Source organism: Tessaracoccus bendigoensis DSM 12906, from assembly GCF_900141915.1.
Taxonomy (GTDB): Bacteria; Actinomycetota; Actinomycetes; order Propionibacteriales; family Propionibacteriaceae; genus Arachnia; species Arachnia bendigoensis.
The window spans coordinates 17934-36917 of record NZ_FQZG01000044.1 but is presented as its reverse complement, the minus strand read 5'-3'; the positions used below and the strand labels follow the sequence as shown (position 1 = coordinate 36917).

11 protein-coding genes are annotated in these 18984 nt (G+C 64.4%); 7 read left to right on the top strand and 4 right to left on the bottom strand.

Annotated features, from left to right (window positions below; translation table 11 throughout):
- Positions 1–518 precede the first annotated feature (518 nt).
- Entirely contained in the window at positions 519–1466 is a 948-nt protein-coding gene (locus BUC15_RS19530) for a type IV toxin-antitoxin system AbiEi family antitoxin domain-containing protein (protein ID WP_139280238.1), read from the top strand.
- Between the two features lie 195 nt (positions 1467–1661).
- On the opposite strand, the gene BUC15_RS11985 is transcribed toward BUC15_RS19530, so the two are convergent.
- The 3 genes from BUC15_RS11985 to BUC15_RS11975 all read right to left on the bottom strand — a co-directional run bounded on the left by BUC15_RS11985 (position 1662) and on the right by BUC15_RS11975 (position 4302).
- A complete protein-coding gene (locus tag BUC15_RS11985) occupies positions 1662–2414 on the bottom strand; it encodes an amino acid ABC transporter ATP-binding protein (protein WP_139280239.1) in 753 nt (250 codons plus the stop codon).
- A gap of 5 nt (positions 2415–2419) precedes the next feature.
- Entirely contained in the window at positions 2420–3106 is a 687-nt protein-coding gene (locus BUC15_RS11980) for an amino acid ABC transporter permease (RefSeq protein WP_425443364.1), read from the bottom strand.
- Positions 3107–3372: 266 nt separating this feature from the next.
- The gene (locus tag BUC15_RS11975) at positions 3373–4302 is read right to left on the bottom strand and encodes an ABC transporter substrate-binding protein (RefSeq protein ID WP_073188591.1); all 930 of its coding nucleotides are present in this window, start codon (positions 4300–4302) and stop codon (positions 3373–3375) included.
- Positions 4303–4663: 361 nt separating this feature from the next.
- Between BUC15_RS11975 and rplJ the strand changes: the two genes are divergently transcribed.
- The 4 genes from rplJ (at position 4664) to BUC15_RS11955 (ending at position 13601) form a co-directional block, all read left to right on the top strand.
- Positions 4664–5281 (top strand): 50S ribosomal protein L10, encoded by a 618-nt coding sequence (gene rplJ, locus BUC15_RS11970; RefSeq protein ID WP_073188589.1) that lies wholly within the window; start codon positions 4664–4666, stop codon positions 5279–5281.
- 53 nt (positions 5282–5334) lie between these two features.
- Positions 5335–5727, top strand: coding sequence for a 50S ribosomal protein L7/L12 (gene rplL / locus BUC15_RS11965; RefSeq protein WP_073188587.1), 393 nt, complete (start codon positions 5335–5337; stop codon positions 5725–5727).
- 337 nt (positions 5728–6064) lie between these two features.
- Positions 6065–9538 carry a DNA-directed RNA polymerase subunit beta gene (rpoB, locus tag BUC15_RS11960; protein WP_084189552.1) on the top strand — a complete coding sequence of 1158 codons (3474 nt, stop codon included), beginning with the start codon at positions 6065–6067 and terminating at the stop codon, positions 9536–9538.
- 124 nt (positions 9539–9662) lie between these two features.
- Positions 9663–13601, top strand: a complete 3939-nt coding sequence (locus BUC15_RS11955; protein ID WP_073188583.1) for a DNA-directed RNA polymerase subunit beta' — start codon at positions 9663–9665, stop codon at positions 13599–13601.
- Between the two features lie 304 nt (positions 13602–13905).
- Here the strand turns inward: BUC15_RS11955 and BUC15_RS11950 are convergent, their stop codons facing one another.
- Entirely contained in the window at positions 13906–17547 is a 3642-nt protein-coding gene (locus tag BUC15_RS11950) for a beta-glucosidase (RefSeq protein WP_175558316.1), read from the bottom strand.
- Between the two features lie 575 nt (positions 17548–18122).
- Between BUC15_RS11950 and rpsL the strand changes: the two genes are divergently transcribed.
- Both rpsL and rpsG read left to right on the top strand, forming a co-directional pair.
- Entirely contained in the window at positions 18123–18494 is a 372-nt protein-coding gene (rpsL, locus tag BUC15_RS11945) for a 30S ribosomal protein S12 (protein ID WP_014847273.1), read from the top strand.
- Positions 18494–18964 carry a 30S ribosomal protein S7 gene (gene rpsG / locus BUC15_RS11940; RefSeq protein ID WP_073188579.1) on the top strand — a complete coding sequence of 157 codons (471 nt, stop codon included), beginning with the start codon at positions 18494–18496 and terminating at the stop codon, positions 18962–18964. The genes rpsL and rpsG overlap by 1 nt, the downstream gene beginning before the upstream one ends.
- Positions 18965–18984 lie beyond the last annotated feature (20 nt).

Sequence of the window (18984 nt, the reverse complement as noted above, 5' to 3'; positions counted from 1 at the left end):
TGTCTGGGTGGTGGTTGGGGTTGGCGTGCTGCCTGGAGAATCGGCCAGTGGTCGATTCTGGTGTGTCTGGAGTCGAGTATCGGCCACTGCCTGGTGTCCGGGTGGTGGTTGGGGTTGCCGTGGTGCCTGGAGAATCGGCCAGTGGTCGATTCTGGTGTGTCTGGGGTCGAGTATCGGCCACTGCCTGGTGTCCGGGTGGTGGTTGGGGTCGGCGTGCTGCCTGGAAGATCGGCCAGTGGCCGATTCTGGTGTGTCTGGGGTCGAGTATCGGCCATTGCCTAGTGTCTGGGTGGTGGTTGGGGTCGGCGTGCTGCCTGGAAGATCGGCCAGTGGCCGATTCTGGAGTGTCTGGGGTCGAGTATTGGCCATTGCCTAGCGTCTGGGTCGGCGCGATGAGTCATCGGACGTTCACGATCTGACGGCGCCACCACGGCAGTTCCTGTGGATAACTTTGGTGCGTAGCATCCTTTGCTGTTGATAAGTGCAACTTCGGACCTGCACCGTCGGAGAGTCGGTGCATGAGACCAACAGCACAATTGCCACAGGCACTCCACGAACTCGCGGCATCCCAGAACGGGGTGTTCTCCCGACCTCAGGTTCTTCAGGCCGGGGCTTCACAGTCCATGATCGATCGCCAACTTCGCTCGGGCGGGTGGTTCCGGATCGGCCAAGGCATCTATTCAGCCATGCGGCCAGACTTCGAGTCGGTCTGTAGAGCCGGGATCCTGCTCGCGGAGGGGCCAGCATCCGTCGGTGGGCGTGCGGCGGCACACCTCTATGGGCTGTGCCCAGAGCCAGACAAGATCACCATCTGGGGAAGTCGTTCGCGCACCCAGGGGCCTTGGTTGTTTCGCCGAGGCGAAAGGCGAAGCCGAGGAGCGTTACCCAGGTCGGTCATTGAGGATGCCGTCCTCGAAGCCGCCGCCGAAGGGCCACCCGATGCGGTCATCGACGTCTTGAGCGCAGCGCTTACAAGCCGGGCCGTCACACCTCGGCGCATCCGGGAACGCGCCACTGAGCTCAGTAACCTGCGTCATCGCAAGATGATCCTCGAGATCCTTCCGGATCTTGAACTTGGGGTGCAGAGCACTCTGGAGTACCACTTCCTGCATAGCGTCATGAGGGCACATGCCCTTCCAGAAGGGGCACGGCAGGTCGCCGTTTCCGAAGGGACACGCAGCGACATCCTGCTCGAAGAGTTCAGACTCATCATCGAGTTGGATGGACGCCGAGGGCATGAGGGGGACGGAAAGTGGAAGGATGCGAAGAGGGACAATCGCCACCTGCTAAGGGGGTTCTCCACACTGCGGTTCGGATGGCACGACGTGGTGCTGCACTCCTGCACGGCTGCTGCCGTCGTGGGGGCTGTGCTTCTCAATCGTGGCTGGCCGGGGGTGGGAGGTGCCCACAAGGTGCGTCGCTGCGGGCGCCGCTGCACCTCAAACCCATCCGAGTTCGCGGCCTGACAGTTGGCGACGCGCCCAAGGCTGTGGCCGTCTTTCGTCGCGTGACGGGGGAGAATCGGCCGGTGGTCGATTTTCGATGGTGACCGAAGGTGTTGCTCGTTACGCGGGAGTCGGGGAGGGAGTGGTCAATACTCGACACCAGACGGGGGAGAATCGGCCAGTGGCCGATTCTCGATGGTGACCGACGCGAAGGCGTCAGAGCACCTTGGCGAAGAAGTCCTTCGTCCTCGGGTTCTGCGGGTTGTCGATCACCGCTGCGGGAGGTCCGGATTCGACGATGACGCCGTCGTCCATGAAGACCACCTGGTCGGCGACCTCGCGCGCGAACCCGACCTCGTGCGTCACCACGACCATGGTCATCCCTGACGCCGCCAGGTCCTGCATCACCGTCAGCACCTCGCCGACCAACTCAGGGTCGAGCGCCGAAGTCGGCTCATCGAAGAGCATCAGCTCCGGCTTCATCGCCAGTGCACGCGCGATGGCGACGCGCTGCTGCTGACCACCGGACAGTTGCGACGGGTAGTGGTCGGCCCGGTCGGCCAGCCCGACCCGTTCCAGCTGCTCACGGGCGTCGCGCTCGGCCTCGCCCTTCGACATCCGCAGCACCTGGCGCGGCGCCTCCATCACGTTGGCCAGGGCCGTCATGTGCGGAAACAGGTTGAACCGCTGGAAAACCATCCCGACCCTGGAGCGCTGGTGGGCGATCTCCTTGTCGCTGAGCCGGTGCAGGCGACCGTTCTTCTCCCGCAGACCCATCAACTCTCCGTCGACGTACATCCGGCCGGCGCTGATCTGCTCCAGTTCGTTGATGCAGCGGATCAGGGTCGACTTCCCGGATCCAGAGGGTCCGAGCAGCACGGCGACCTCGCCCCGCTCGACGGTGAAGTCGATGCCTTTGAGTACGTGCAGTTCGCCGAACAGCTTGTGGACGCCCTTCGCCTCGATCATCGCCGTCATGGGGTTACCTCCAGGGTGGGGTCGTCGTGCACCGTGCCTGCGGCGAGGATCGACTGTTGACGCTTGGACATCCCCCGGCCGGCCTTCGCGGGCTTCTCGCCGTCAAAGCCCTTGCCGTAGTAGGCCTCGATCCGGGTCTGGAAGATCATCAGGATGGAGGTGATCGCCAGGTAGTAGATGGCGGCCACCAGTAGTAGTGGAAGCGGCTGGAACATCTTGTTCCCGATCGCGTTCGAGACGAACGTCAGCTCCAGCGAGAACGGGACGGCGAGCACCAGCGAAGTCGTCTTCAGCATTGAGATCGTCTCGTTGCCCGTCGGCGGCACGATCACACGCATCGCCTGCGGGATCACGATCCGACGCAAGGTGGTGGAGCGCTTCATCCCGAGCGCATTGGCAGCCTCCCATTGGCCCTTGTCGACGGATTGAAGGCCACCTCGGACGATCTCTGCGAGGTAGGCGCCTTCGTTGAGTCCGAGCCCGAGGATTGCGGCGACGGCCGGGGTGATCAGGTCGTAGGTGTTGAAGGAGAAGAACTCCGGCCCGAAGGGGATCCCGATGCTCAGGCGTTGATAGAGCACCCCGACCAGCCCCCAGAAGACCAGTTGGGTGTAGATCGGGGTTCCCCGGAAGAACCAGATGTAGGCCCACGAGACCGCCCTCAGGACCGGATTGGTGCCCATCCGCATGATGGCCATCGTCACCGCCATGAGGATGCCGAGGCACATCGCAGCCACGGTCAGTATCAAGGTCCAGCCGACAGCCGAGACGACCCTCGGGTCGAACAGGTACTCCCAGACGATCTCCCAGTGGTAGTTGGGATTGGTGACCAGACCATGGACGAACATGGCTGCGAGTACCAACACGATCGCGGCCCAGATCCAGACGCTCGGCCTGAAGACGGGACGGGCGTGGATCAGCTCGGGGGTCGACTCGGCCATGGCTCGGCTCAGCCCTGCGGGTTCAGCTCGGCCGTGGTCAGCGCACCTTCGACGCCCCACGCGTCCAGGATGGCCTCCCAGGTGCCGTCGTCCATGAGGTGCTGCATCGCCTGCTGCATGGCATCGGTCAGCGCGGCATCATCCTTGGCCACGACGATCCCCTGAGGCGCGGAGTCACGGACGCCACCGACGACCTCGAGCTGGCCACCGGTCGGGGCCGACGCGTAGCCGGCCACGGGGGAGTCGGCGTAGAAGGCCGCGGCCTTTCCACCGACGACGTTGGTCGTCGCATCGGACTGCCGGGCGTAGCTCAAGATGTCGATCGCATCGTTGCCCGCATCGGTGCAGGCCGTGCTGAAGTCGCCCAGCGCCGTCTCCTGATCGGTGCCGGTCTGAACCGCGATCGACTTGCCGCAGACGTCCTCGGGGTCGAACAGGTCAGGGTTGCCGGCCTTTACGGCATAGCTGGAACCGACATTGATGTACGAGATCATGTTGACAGCCTCAAGGCGGTCGGGCCGAATGGTGAACGACGAGATGCCGACGTCGAACTTCGAACCGATCGCGGGGATCAGCGATGCGAACTCCGCGTCCTGAACTTCGGCTTCGAGGCCCAGGACGTTGCCGAGCGCCTTGCTGAGGTCGACGTCGTAGCCGATCGCCGTCTTGAGGTCGTCTGCCCGGAACTCGGCCGGCGCGTAGTCGGTCGACGCGCCTACGATGAGGGTCCCTTTCGAGGCGACTTCCTCCGGGAGGAGCGCTGCGATGTCGTCGACCTTGGTCACGCCGGAGACATCGAAGGTGCGGTCGGTGGAATCGGTGGTTGCCGAGGCCGACGATTCGGTGCCGGTTCCCGGTTCCTGGGGTGTGTCTCCGGCCTGGCCGCAGGCGGAGAGGGTCAAGGTGGCCAGAAGGCCGACGGCGAGGAAACGGCGCATGGGAATCACTTTCGCTTGTGCTACAGGAGCCAACCCGCTTGAGGATAGTGCACCGGCCAGCGCAGCAGTACAGCGGGCGCACGGTGGTATCGCTCTCGTCCGGCTTGACGCGGCACATCGACGCGTCGGGGCGTCACCCCCGACGATTTGGTGTGGCACCGCAAGATCGGTAGTGTGTTGTCCGCCGAAGACCGCAGGTGACGCCAGTCATAAAGCCGAAAGGCACCCGCGCAGGTGAACGTATGAGCTTCTTCCATGCTTTGGAAGTGCCCCGCGCCACCGGCGACGGGGCTTTTTTGTGGTCCGAGGCCCTTGGACCTCCCGCCGGGAGGCCAGGGAAGCTAGATCGGAAGGAGACCACATGGCGAGGCCGGACAAGGCTGCCAAGGTCGCGGAGCTGAGTGACAAGTTCACCAACTCGGCGGCGGCAGTGCTTACCGAGTACCGCGGTCTCACCGTCAAGGATCTGAAGGACCTCCGTCGATCCCTCGGTGAGAACGCCACCTACGCCGTTGCGAAGAACACCCTGACGACGATCGCGGCCAAGGAAGCCGGTATTGAGGGCGTCGAAGACGTCCTCAACGGCCCCACCGCAATCGCATTCGTCACCGGTGATATCGCAGCCGCCACCAAGGGGCTGCGTGACTTCGCGAAGGCCAATCCGTCCCTGGCGATCAAGGGTGGTGTTCTCGAGGGCAGGTTCCTCGACGCCCAGGCTGTGCTGAAGCTGGCCGACCTCGAATCCCGCGAGGTTCTGCTTGCCAAGCTTGCCGGTGCAATGCAGGCCAACCTGGCCAAGGCGGCCTACATGCTGGCTGCCCCGCTCGCGAAGGGCGCCCGCGCCTTTGGCGCGCTGCAGACCGCCGCAGAGGCCAACCCCTCCCTGATCGGCGGTGCAGGCTCAGCGCCGGCCGCCGTCGCCTCGGATGAGACCCCCGCCGCGGACGCGGCAACTGAAGCAGCGCCCGCTGCGGAGTGATCAGTTGCAGCAACCGCTGCGATCACAGTTTTTTTACGAAAGGAAACGCCAACATGGCGAAGCTCACCAACGACGAGCTCCTTGACGCGTTCAAGGAAATGACCCTGATCGAGCTCTCCGAGTTCGTCAAGCTCTTCGAGGACACCTTCGAGGTCACCGCTGCCGCCCCGGTCGCCGTGGCTGCTGCTCCCGCCGCTGCCGGTAGCGACGACGCCGGTGCCGCTGAAGAGGTTTCCGACAAGGTCGATGTCATTCTGACCTCCGGTGGCGACAAGAAGATCGCCGTCATCAAGGAGGTGCGCGCTCTGACCTCCCTCGGCCTGAAGGAGGCGAAGGACCTCGTTGAGGGCGCCCCGAAGCCGGTGCTTGAGGGCGTCGACAAGGAGACCGCTGCCAAGGCCAAGGAGGCCCTCGAGGCCGCCGGCGGCTCCGTCGAGGTCAAGTGACCCGACGCAGCTGGCGCTGAATCTGAGGCCGTGGCCCGTCCCTGCTGGGGGCGGGCCACGGCCCATTTCCGGCCGAGGCACGACGCGGCCGTCAGCCAGCTGACGCGCCACCGGCGTGGCAGGGCTTGCGCCGCGTCCGCGAATCGCTATCATCTTTGGCGAGGTCAACGTCGACCTGCCGCAGAGCCACAGCCCCGATGGGGATGGGGCACTTGTGTGTCGTGCCCACTTGCTCTATAGTGGTCATTTGCCCAGCTATGCGCCGCACCCGTGACTTGACGCGGGTGGTTCGCTATGCACGGAAATTTGCTTCAAGCGTTCTTGGAAGGACCGAATCTTGGCCGCCTCGCGCTCTGCGTTGAAGAACACCAATGTCGTCTCGTCCACCGGCCGGATCTCCTTTGCGAAGATTCATGAGCCGTTGGAGGTTCCCAACCTCCTGGACCTGCAGATCGATGCCTACAACTGGCTGGTCGGTAACGAAACCTGGCGCGCGAAGGTAGACGCCCAGCTCGCCGCCGGCCGAACCGACGTCAACACCCGGTCAGGGTTGGAGGAGATCTTTGCTGAGATCTCGCCGATCGAGGACTTCAACGAGACAATGTCGCTGTCGTTCCGCGACCATCGCTTCGAGGAACCCAAGTACAGCATCGAAGAGTGCAAGGACCGCGACGTCACATACGCCGCCCCCCTCTTCGTCACCGCCGAGTTCGTGAACAACGACACCGGCGAGATCAAGTCCCAGACCGTGTTCATCGGCGACTTCCCGCTGATGACCGACAAGGGCACTTTCATCATCAACGGCACCGAACGCGTCGTCGTGTCCCAGCTGGTCCGTTCGCCGGGCGTCTACTTCGAGCAGACCCCCGACAAGACCTCCGACAAGGACATCTTCTCCTGCAAGGTGATCCCTTCGCGTGGCGCCTGGCTCGAGTTCGAGATCGACAAGCGCGACATGGTTTTCATGCGCCTCGACCGGAAGCGCAAGCAGAACGTCACCGTCCTGCTCAAGGCGCTCGGTTGGAGCGAGGACCGGATCCTCGAGGAGTTCGGCGACTACGAGTCCATGCGGCTCACGCTGGAGAAGGACTCGGTCAAGACCCAGGACGAGGCCCTGCTCGACATCTACCGCAAGCTGCGTCCGGGCGAACCGCCGGCACGCGATGCCGCGCAGCAGTTGCTGGACAACTACTACTTCAACCCGAAGCGCTACGACCTAGCGAAGGTCGGCCGGTACAAGATCAACAAGAAGCTCGGGGTCGGGCTGCCGTTCGACCAGCAGACGCTCACCATCGACGACATCGTGTCGGCGATCAGGTACATCGTGGCACTGCACGAGCATCAGGAGATGCTGGGTGACGTCATCGTCGAGGCCGACGACATCGACCACTTCGGAAACAGGCGTCTCCGCACCGTCGGGGAACTGATCCAGAACCAGCTGCGTACCGGGCTCGGTCGCATGGAGCGTGTGGTCCGCGACCGCATGACGACGCAGGACATTGAGGCGATCACACCGCAGACGCTCATCAACATCCGGCCGGTGACGGCCGCGTTGAAGGAGTTCTTCGGCACCTCGCAGCTGTCGCAGTTCATGGATCAGAACAACCCGCTCGCCGGCCTGACCCACAAGCGTCGCCTTTCGGCGCTCGGCCCCGGCGGTCTCTCCCGTGACCGTGCTGGCATGGAAGTTCGAGACGTCCACCCGTCGCACTACGGCCGCATGTGCCCCATCGAAACCCCTGAAGGCCCGAACATCGGCCTCATCGGTTCTCTGGCCTCGTTCGCGCGGGTCAATGCGTTCGGTTTCATCGAGACGCCCTACCGCAAGGTCGTCGACGGCAGGATCACCGACGAGATCGTCTACATGACCGCCGACGAAGAGGATCGCTACTCGATAGCGCAGGCCAATGCCAAGGCCGACGCAGACGGTCGGCTGACCGAAGAGCGCGTCCTCGTCCGGCTGAAGCACGGCGACGCCGACGAGGTGCCCGTCTCTGAGGTCGAGTACATGGACGTCTCACCGCGTCAGATGGTCTCCATCGCCACCGCGTTGATCCCGTTCCTCGAGCACGACGATGCTTCCCGCGCCCTGATGGGTGCCAACATGCAGCGCCAGGCCGTCCCCCTGATCCGCAACGAGTCGCCCTTCGTCGGCACCGGCATGGAGTACCGTGCCGCCGTCGACGTCGGTGACGTCACGCTCGCCAAGAAGCCGGGCGCTGTCACCTCGGTGGCTGCGGATCTCATTGAGATCGCCAACGACGACGGCACCTACACGAGCTTCAAGCTCGACAAGTTCGTCCGTTCGAACGCGGGCACCTGCATCAACCAGCGCCCGCTGGTGGCCCCGGGCGACCGGGTCGAGATCGGTACCCCACTCGCCGACGGTCCCTGCACCGAGCAGGGTGAGCTGGCGCTCGGTCGCAACCTCCTCGTGGCATTCATGCCTTGGGAGGGCCTCAACTACGAGGACGCCATCATCCTCTCGCAGCGCATCGTCCAGGACGACGTCCTCACCTCGATCCATATCGAGGAGCATGAGGTCGACGCCCGCGACACCAAGCTGGGCGCGGAGGAGATCACCCGGGAGATCCCCAACATCTCCGACGAGATGCTGGCCGACCTCGACGAGCGCGGCATCGTGCGCATTGGCGCCGAGGTCGGCGCGGGCGACATCCTCGTCGGCAAGGTCACCCCGAAGGGTGAGACCGAGCTGACCCCTGAGGAGCGCCTGCTGCGTGCCATCTTCGGCGAGAAGGCCCGTGAGGTGCGCGACACTTCTCTCAAGGTGCCCCACGGCGAGACCGGCACCGTCATCGGGGTTCGGGTCTTCGACCGCGAGGACGACGACGAGCTCCTGCCAGGAGTCAACCAGCTCGTTCGCGTGCATGTCGCCCAGAAGCGCAAGATCTCCGACGGCGACAAGCTCGCCGGTCGCCATGGAAACAAGGGCGTCATCTCGAAGATCCTCCCCGTCGAGGACATGCCGTTCCTCGAGGACGGGACTCCCGTCGACATCGTGCTGAACCCGCTCGGTGTACCTTCCCGCATGAACGTCGGCCAGGTGTTGGAGAACCACCTCGGCTGGATCGCCAAGACCGGCTGGGACATCACCGGTGTCGAGGGGGAGTGGGCCGACAGGCTCCGCGAGGTCGGCCTCGGCCGCGTCGAGGGCGATTCGAAGGTCGCCACGCCCGTGTTCGACGGCGCCAACGAGCGGGAGATCGCAGGGTTGCTCGACAACTCGCTGCCCACCCGCGACGGTGACCGGCTGATCGACTCCTCCGGCAAGGCGACCCTGTTCGACGGTCGTACCGGAGAGCGGTTCCCGGATAAGATCGGCGTCGGCTACATGTACATGCTGAAGCTCCACCACCTGGTCGACGACAAGATCCACGCGCGTTCGACCGGCCCGTACTCGATGATCACCCAGCAGCCACTCGGCGGTAAGGCCCAGTTCGGTGGCCAGCGTTTCGGTGAGATGGAAGTGTGGGCGCTCGAGGCCTACGGCGCCGCTTGGGCTCTGCAGGAACTCCTGACCATCAAGTCTGACGATGTCCCCGGCCGCGTGAAGGTCTACGAGGCGATCGTCAAGGGCGAGAACATCCCCGAGCCCGGAATCCCGGAGTCGTTCAAGGTGCTCGTCAAGGAGATGAAGTCGCTTTGTCTGAACGTGGAGGTGCTCTCCGACGACGGCCGGGTCATCGACCTGCGTGAGTCCGAGGACGACATCCGCTCTGCCGAGGACTTCGGTATCGACCTCGGTCGGCGCCCCGGTTCCGACAACTTCGCAGACGTCGGCGAAGTCTGAACCCACGGGGGCCCCGGCCCCCGTGGCCTCCGCGGATGGTCAATGCCGTCCGCAGCCCGAAACACATTGAGACAAATGAGAGACACCGTGACCGCACCGGCGGCGCGGAGGGGAGACAGACAAAGTGCTGGATGTGAACTTCTACGACGAACTGCGAATCGGTCTGGCGAGCGCCGATCAGATTCGTGAATGGTCGCACGGCGAGGTGAAGAAGCCCGAGACCATCAACTACCGCACGCTCAAGCCTGAGCGCGACGGCCTCTTCTGCGAGAAGATCTTCGGCCCCACCCGGGACTGGGAGTGTTACTGCGGCAAGTACAAGCGGGTCCGGTTCAAGGGCATCATCTGTGAGCGTTGTGGTGTCGAGGTGACCCGCAGCAACGTGCGCCGTGAGCGGATGGGGCACATCGAACTCGCTGCCCCGGTGACGCACATCTGGTACTTCAAGGGTGTTCCCAGCCGGCTGGGCTACCTGCTCGATATCGCGCCGAAGGACCTTGAGAAGGTCATCTACTTCGCCGCGCACATGATCACGGCCGTCGACGAGGAGGCTCGCCACCGCGACCTCGCCTCGCTGCAGGCCAAGGTCGAGGTCGAGACCAAGCAGGTCGCCGCAAAGCGCGACGCCGATATCGAGGCGCGCCTGCGCAAGCTCGAAGAGGACCTGGCCCAGCTTGAGGAAGAGGGCGCGAAGGCGGACGTGAAGCGCAAGGTGCGCGAGGCCGCTGAGAAGGAGGCAGGCCTCCTCCGCACCCGCACGCAGCGCCAACTCGACCGGATCGACGAGGTCTGGGCGCGGTTCAAGACCTTGAAGGTCCAGGACCTCGAGGGCGACGAGATGCTCTACCGCGAGATGAAGAAGCGCTTCGGCAAGTACTTCGAAGGCTCCATGGGCGCAGAGGCGATCCAGAGGCGACTCCAGGATTTCGATCTGGTTGCCGAGTCCGCGTCGCTGCGCGAGATCATCGCCACCGGTAAGGGACAACGCAAGACCCGCGCGCTCAAGCGGCTCAAGGTCGTCAACGCCTTCCTGACCGGCGGGAACCACCCCGCCTCAATGGTGCTCGACGCCGTGCCTGTGATCCCCCCGGATCTGCGCCCGATGGTGCAGTTGGACGGTGGTCGGTTCGCCACCTCCGACCTCAACGATCTCTACCGGCGCGTCATCAACCGGAACAACCGCCTGAAGCGGCTGCTGGATCTCGGCGCCCCCGAGATCATCGTGAACAACGAGAAGCGCATGCTCCAGGAGGCGGTCGACTCGCTGTTCGACAACGGTCGCCGCGGACGCCCCGTCACCGGTCCGGGCAACCGGCCGTTGAAGTCCATCTCCGACATGCTCAAGGGCAAGCAGGGCCGTTTCCGCCAGAACCTGCTCGGAAAGCGCGTCGACTACTCCGGCCGTTCGGTCATCGTCGTGGGCCCGCAGCTGAAGCTGCACCAGTGCGGACTGCCGAAGGCCATGGCGCTCGAGCTGTTCAAGCCGTTCGTCATGAAGCGGCTCGACGATCTCAACCACGCCCAGAACATCAAGGCCGCCAAGCGCATGGTGGAGCGTCAGCGCCCTGTCGTGTGGGACGTCCTTGAAGAGGTCATCGCTGAGCATCCTGTGCTGCTGAACCGTGCACCCACCCTGCACCGACTCGGCATCCAGGCGTTCGAGCCGCAGCTCATCGAGGGCAAGGCGATCCAGATCCACCCGCTCGTCTGCACGGCCTTCAACGCCGACTTCGACGGCGACCAGATGGCGGTCCACCTGCCCCTGTCGGCCGAGGCGCAGGCAGAGGCGCGCATCCTGATGCTGTCGACGAACAACATCCTGAAGCCGGCCGACGGGCGCCCCGTCACCATGCCGACCCAGGACATGATCATCGGCCACTACTTCCTGACGCTGGAGCGCGCAGGCAAGGGTGAAGGGCACGCGTTCTCCTCCCTCGCCGAGGCGGTCATGGCATTTGACGCCGGCGCTCTCGATCTCGGTTCCAAGATCAAGATCCGTCTCATTGACGTCAACGTGCCAGGGCTCGAGGCTCGGGCCGACGGCAGCTTCCTGGTCGAGACCACCTTGGGGCGTGCCCTGTTCAACGAGGCCCTGCCCGCAGACTTCGAGTTCGTCAACACGGTCGTCGGCAAGAAGGTCCTCGGCAGGATCGTCAACGAACTCGCCGAGCGGTACCCGAAGGTCGTCGTGGCCACCGCCCTCGATGCGCTCAAGGACATGGGATTCCGTTGGGCTTCGCGCTCCGGTGTGACGGTCTCGATCTCTGACGTGCAGACGCCGCCGCAGAAGGCCGAGATCCTGGACGGATACGAAAGGCGTGCCTCGAAGATCGACCGGCTCTACGAGCGCGGTTCGGTGACCGAGGACGAGCGTCGTCAGGAGCTCATCGCGATCTGGACCGATGCGACCGCGGAACTGACCGAGGCTATGAAGGACAACTTCACCGAGGACAACCCGATCTACATGATGGTCGATTCGGGCGCCCGTGGAAACATGACCCAGATGCGCCAGATCGCGGCCATGCGAGGCCTGGTGGCCAACCCGAAGGGCGACATCATCGCCCGGCCCATCAAGTCGAACTTCCGTGAGGGCCTCTCGGTGCTCGAGTACTTCATCTCGACGCACGGTGGTCGTAAGGGGCAGGCCGACACGGCGCTTCGTACCGCCGACTCGGGGTATCTGACCCGTCGACTGGTCGATGTTTCGCAGGACGTCATCATCCGGGAAGAGGATTGTGGCACCGAGCGTGGCCTCGCGAAGGTCATCGCGACGTGGAGCACGCCCGGCGTCGACGAGACGGGTCGCCCCGTACAGGTGCCGACCGAGCCCTTCGCAGAGGGCGCCACGGTTGAGACGTCTGGCGATGTCGAGACTGCGGTCTACGCCCGCACCCTCGCCGTCGATGCGGTCGACCGGGAAGGTAACGTGCTGGTCGAGGCTGGCACCGACCTTGGAGACGCAGAGATCCGCACGCTGGTCGCCGCCGGGGTCACCACCGTCAAGGTGCGCTCCGTGCTCACGTGTGAGTCGTCCGTTGGTACCTGTGCACTGTGCTACGGCCGTTCGCTTGCCTCTGGTAAGACAGTTGACGTCGGCGAAGCCATCGGCATCGTCGCGGCACAGTCGATCGGTGAACCCGGAACCCAGTTGACGATGCGTACCTTCCACACCGGTGGTGTGGCCGGTGACGACATCACGCAGGGTCTTCCCCGCGTCACCGAGTTGTTCGAGGCCCGGCAGCCGAAGGGCAAGGCACCGATCTCCGAGGCCAGCGGTGTGGTCCGGATCGAGGATGGCGACCGTTCGCGGAAGCTCGTCATCGTCCGAGACGACGGCGGCGAGGACCTGGAGTACCCGGTCGGACGGCGCACCCGCCTGGAGTTCGAGGACCACAACGGGGAGCGGATCTCGATCCGCGACGGCGTCCACGTGGCCATCGGCCAGCAGCTGACCGCGGGACAGGTCGATCCTCAGGACGTGCTCCGTATCCGTGGCCTCCGCAAGGTGCAGGAACACCTGGTGGAGGAGGTGCAGCGCGTGTACCGCACGCAGGGCGCCCCGATCCACGACAAGCACATCGAGATCATCATCCGCCAGATGCTGCGTCGCGTGACCGTGATCGACTCGGGCGACACCTCGATGATGCCAGGCGAACTTGTCGACCGTCCTAGCTACGAGAAGGCGAACCGGCAGGCACTCTCCGAGGGCGGCAAGCCAGCGGAGGGCCGCCCGGTGCTGATGGGTATCACCAAGGCGTCGCTTGCGACGGACTCGTGGCTGTCGGCGGCCTCGTTCCAGGAGACGACCAAGGTACTTACGGATGCCGCGATCCAGGGCAAGAGCGATTCGCTCGTCGGCCTGAAGGAGAACGTCATCCTCGGCAAGCTGATCCCGGCGGGTACCGGTCTCGACCGGTATCGCAACATCCGGGTCGAGCCGACCGAGGAAGCCAAGGCATCGGCGTTCACCATGAGCTATGACCCGTACGATTACTCGTTCGGTTCCGACGTGGTTGGCCCGGCCGTCCCGCTCGACGAGATGGACTTCGGCGAGATCCGCTGAGCCTGACGCTCTGAGGGGCCCGCGACCTTTGGGTCGCGGGCCCCTCTGCCACATTGCGGCACCCTGTTTCCTGGGTGGTGGTCGATAGTCGTGGTCTGACGGATCAGAATCGGCCACTGGTCGATTTTTCGGGGGCTCGGTCGGGTGTGGCGGTGGACCTGGGCGGCTGGCCAGTGGTCGATAGTCGTGCGGGTCAGAATCGGCCACTGGTCGATTTTCGGGGGCTCGGCCGGGGTAGGGGGGGCCGCAAAGAGATCGCGCGGACGGGAGCCTCCCCGTCCGCGCGATCTGATTGATTCGTGACTTACCTCCTGAACATCACGATGTTGTTGAAGACCCACTCATTCTGCTGGGAGAAGGTGTAGCCCCCTCCAGCCTTTGGGGTGGCCTTGTAGACCGTCGTCATGGTGTAGCTGCGGCAGGCGCCACGACCCGTGGCCGCGGTGTCGCATTCCGTGCGCCACTGCCTCCCGTCCGTGGCCCTCCACTCGCCGGCGTGGCCGAGCGGATTCTTCGCCCACTGAGCCCGCGTCATGTAAGGCAGATACGTCTGGTTGTTGAACGCCCAGCCCTGCTTCATGGAGAACCTGCCGGATGCGTCCCGCGCCACGGTGGACGCCCAGATCTCCGTGCGGCAACGCTCCGTCTGGGAGTACCTGCTGCAGGTGGTGAGCCAGGTGCGGCCGTTGATCTGGTGAGTTCCGGGGATTGTGTAAGGCGCGCTCGGCGTCCACGGCGTGGCGCTCTGCGTCGGCTTGGGTGTTGGCGTGGGTGTCGGGGTCGGCTTGGGGGTCGGCTCCGTGGTGGGTTCTCCGACCTGCGAGTCCAGGAACCGGGTCAGGTCGAACTGGTCTGCATAGGGAGCCACCGAGATGCCGTCGACGCCTTGTGTCTCAGCCAGTTGCTCGAAGGGGGCCGACTGGGAGATGACCGTCAGGATGTTGACGGCGCTGCGCTGGAGGTCACCCAGACGCATGGCCACGCCGCGCGCCGGGTATCCGCCCCTGACGTTGACGGTGTAGGAAACCACCGGGCTGGCCGTGTCCGCCGGGTCCTGCCGAACGACGTCGGTCACGGTGATCGCCGCACGCTGTGCGGCGGTCAAGGCCGAACCACCCAGGAGGGTCGTGACCTCGGTGTAGGCGGCGTCGACGCTCGCGAAGCCCGGGTGTGCGGTGACGGTCTCGTTGTTGATCACGTCGACGTCCACGAACTGGGACTTCAATGCAGTCAGGTCGCTCGTCGAGTTGACCACGGTGCTGACGGTTTCGGTTCCGGTGGCCGACGGGCTGAACGAACCCCACTGCCAGGTGTAGCTGGTGCGGCCGTTGGAGGCGGTGGTGCGGCTGATGTAGACGGGCAGGCCGGAACCGTCGATGTCGACGTTGAGCTTCTGCACCGCGGTCACGACCTCTGTCGGGTTGTTGCCCGGCATGATCAGGTCGTTTCCGGCGTACATCACGGCCGGGGCGCCGGCCCTCGGGCCCGCACCCCAGTCCGTCATCACGAGCCCCTCGAAGCCCCACTCGCCGCGCAGCACGTCCTCGATGAGGTCGTAGTTGGCTGCGGCGTAGGTGCCGTTGACATAGTTGTAGGAGGTCATCACCGACATCGGGGCGGCACCCTTGACCGACATCTCGAAGCCCTTGAGATAGATCTCACGCAGCGTCCGCTCCGAGATCTGCGAATCGGAGGTCGTGCGGGTGGTCTCCTGGTTGTTGGCTGCGTAGTGCTTGATGGCCACGCCTCGTCCGGGGGTCTTCTGGATGCCGAGAGTGGTCGCCACGCTCGCGATGCCCGAGACGAAGGGATCCTCGGAGTAATACTCGAAGTTGCGCCCGTTGAGCGGATCGCGGTGGATGTTCAGGCTCGGCGCCAGCCACAGCGTGGTGCCGTACTCGGCCATCTCCTTCCCGATGGCCTCGCCGACCTCGGTGATCAGGTCCGGATCGAACGTTTGTGCCAGCATCGTGCCGATGGGGAATGCGGTGGCCCACTGGTACGTGGTCACTCCTCTGCTGGTGCTGGACTGAGTCAGGCGCAGGCCCGCCGGGCCGTCCTGCAGGCCGAGCCCGGGGATCCCGAGGTTCTCGTACCGCGATGTGGTGTAGCCCCCGGAGCCGGTGGCCAGCATCAGGGTGGAGCCGGTGGTGCCTGCTCCCTCGACGATGTTGGCGAGTTGCTCGTTGCTCAGCCCTGCGACGAACTGCTCCATCGTGAGCTCACCCTTTGCGACGTCGTACAACGTCGCGCCCGGATCCGTCTGGACGTGCTTGATCTTCTCTCCCTCCTTGGCCACGTAAGGGGCACCGCTGCCCGACCAGTCCGTCTGCGCGGGGTCGATCAGCGCAGTCGTGGAGGAGACCAGGGTGCCGTCGATCGGGTACAGGGGGGAGGTTGTCGGTACCTGGATGCGCTGAGCACGATCCGAGGCGTTGTTGACCGTCTTGACGGATGCCGCATTCAGGTTCACTGTCTGTGCGGCGGCGATCTCCGTGGCCTCACCTTCATAGCTGTAGAAGTTGGCCGGGTTGCTCGTCAGCTCATCGAAGGTGGCGCCGTCGAGTTGGTTGGAGAGACGCTCGGTGATCACGGTGCTGGAAACGTTCAGCTTGGTTGCGACGTGGGTTGATCTGGACGAGTTGCCGACCCGGATGATGTAGTCGCCGCCTTCGAGCACCCAGGAGGCGCGAGACTCACTGTAGGAGGCAAGTTCGGCGAGTTTGAATTCGATGGTCACCTCCTGGGACTGGCCAGGATCCAGAACATCCGTCTTCGCGAACCCTTCCAGTTCCTGATAAGGCTTGTCGAGGCCCTTCTGCGGGGCGGACACATACACCTGGACGACTTCGGCCCCGGCCGAGGTGCCGGTATTGGTCACCTTGGCCCGCACCGTGACCGTGTCGGAATCGGCCTCAACCTTCCCGGCGCGGATGTCGAAGGTCGTATATGACAGCCCGAACCCGAACGGATACCGGACCACATCGTCGGGGTTCTTGGCGAGCTTCTCATACATCGAGTCGAAGTAGCGGTAGCCAACGTAGAGGCCCTCGGTGTACGCCTCGTGGAGCGAGTCGCCGTCATTGGAGGCGAACGTCTGGGAGGCGGGGTAGTACGTGTAGGACGATGCCCAGGTGTCGGTCAGCTTTCCACTGGGGGCGACATCACCGGTCAGGACATCAACGAGTGCGTGTCCCGACTCCTGACCCGCCTGGCTCATCAGCAGGAGAGCGTCGAGTGGCTGGCCGCCTGCCGGGTCCTCGGACGCTGCGTTGATCGCCGAATACCAGCTGGTGTCCATGATGCCGCCGGTGTTGAGAACGACGATTACCTTCGCGTACGTCTTACCCAGCAGGGCGATGTTCGCCCGCTCAATGTCGTTCAGCTGGTAGTCGCCCTTGCCGCTGCGACGGTCGTTGAACTCTCCCGAGTTCCGCGCGATGACGAACAAGGCGGTGTCTGTGGGTGCTGTCGGAAGGACTGTCTCAGGGGTCAGCGCCACTTCGGCGCCGGCGTAGTCGACGCCGCCGAAGATGCCGGTGGTGCCAGAGACCGCGGCGTCGGCCGCGGCGCGCATGGGGGTGGAGTAGCCGGGGCTGGTCGTCAAGAGGTATCCGGCGTCCTCAAGACCCGTGAGCACATTGACCGTGTAGCGGTTGTTGACGCTGCCGGAACCCGTACCGCCCTTGACGGTCACATAGGAACCGACACCGAAAACGGCGACGTTGCCCGTTCGTGCCAATGGGAGGGCGGAGTCGCTGTTCTCCAGAAGAACCATGCCCTGGGTCGCGGCATGCCGGGAGAGCGCGGCGCCCGCAATCTCCAGTTCGTTCGGTTCAACCTCGGTGGTGGCCGCCACCGCGTTCGGGACGGAGGCGGAGGCAAGCACACCTACCAGTGCGAGTGGAATGATCTTCCGACGCCTTTGGTGGGATCGTGGTGTCATCACGGATCCTTTCGGGGGATGAGGGGATGTCCGGGTTTGGAAGAACGTGCTTCCTCGCACGTCACCGGCCCTCAGCAGACTATGGAGACTCGCGCCGGGCGTCGACCGAAAACCACGTAACGTTATCAAAACGTTATCTTTTTTCAGCAAGACCAAGTCTAAAAGATTCCGCTCGCTTGGGTGTGCTAGCGAGAACGGCCTCGCGTTAGCTTGGAACAAGGCCGAAAAAATACCCGTCTGGATACCGCGGACGCGAGCGGGCCCTTCTCTGGGTGTGGGGCTGAAGGCGGTACGCGTCGGCGGGCGTGCGTTGGTTGGCCGCACGCCCCCTGACTTTGGATCTCCCGCGAGCGTGGAGTAGGCTGGTCGGGCGTGCCCGGTTGCTCGGGCCCATTTGTGCGTGCCCTGGCATGGTGGATCGCTTTCGACCGTTGCAACGAGAGCGTGGATCAGCTGAGTCCGCACGGCAGCGGAGCTGCGCCACGGTCGGAAAGGTGTCCTGACTGAGGTGTGGGGAGGCTGCGGCCAGGGAAGACAAACGTACATTCCACCAACAACGAAAGTGATACCAGCAGGTGCCAACTATTCAGCAGCTGGTCCGTAAGGGCCGCACAGACAAGGTCTCTAAGAACAAGACCCCGGCTCTGAAGGGTTCCCCTCAGCGCCGCGGCGTGTGCACGCGTGTGTACACCACTACGCCGAAGAAGCCGAACTCCGCGCTCCGCAAGGTTGCGCGTGTGCGTTTGAGCTCCGGCATCGAAGTCACCGCGTACATCCCCGGCGTCGGCCACAACCTGCAGGAGCACTCGATGGTGCTCGTCCGCGGCGGTCGTGTGAAGGACCTCCCCGGCGTGCGCTACAAGATCATCCGCGGCGCACTTGACACCCAGGGTGTCAAGGGCCGCAAGCAGGCTCGCAGCCGCTACGGCGCGAAGAAGGAGAAGTAATGCCTCGCAAGGGTCCCGCCCCGAAGCGCCCTGTCGTCGCCGATCCGGTTTACGGCTCGCAGCTGGTCACCCAGCTCGTCAGCAAGATTCTGCTCGACGGCAAGAAGACGGTCGCGCAGTCGATCGTCTATGACGCCCTCGAGGGAACGCGTGAGAAGACCGGGGTCGATCCGGTCATCACCCTCAAGAAGGCACTCGACAACGTCAAGCCCTCGGTGGAGGTCAAGTCCCGTCGCGTCGGCGGCGCCACCTACCAGGTGCCGATCGAGGTCAAGCCGGTCCGTCAGAACACGCTCGCCATGCGCTGGCTGGTCTCGTTCTCCCGCGCCCGTCGCGAGAAGACGATGACCGAGCGCCTCATGAACGAGATCCTCGACGCCTCCAACGGCCTCGGCGCTTCCGTGAAGCGTCGTGAGGACACTCACAAGATGGCTGAGGCCAACCGCGCCTTCGCGCACTACCGCTGGTGATTGACTGCCCCCAACCCCGT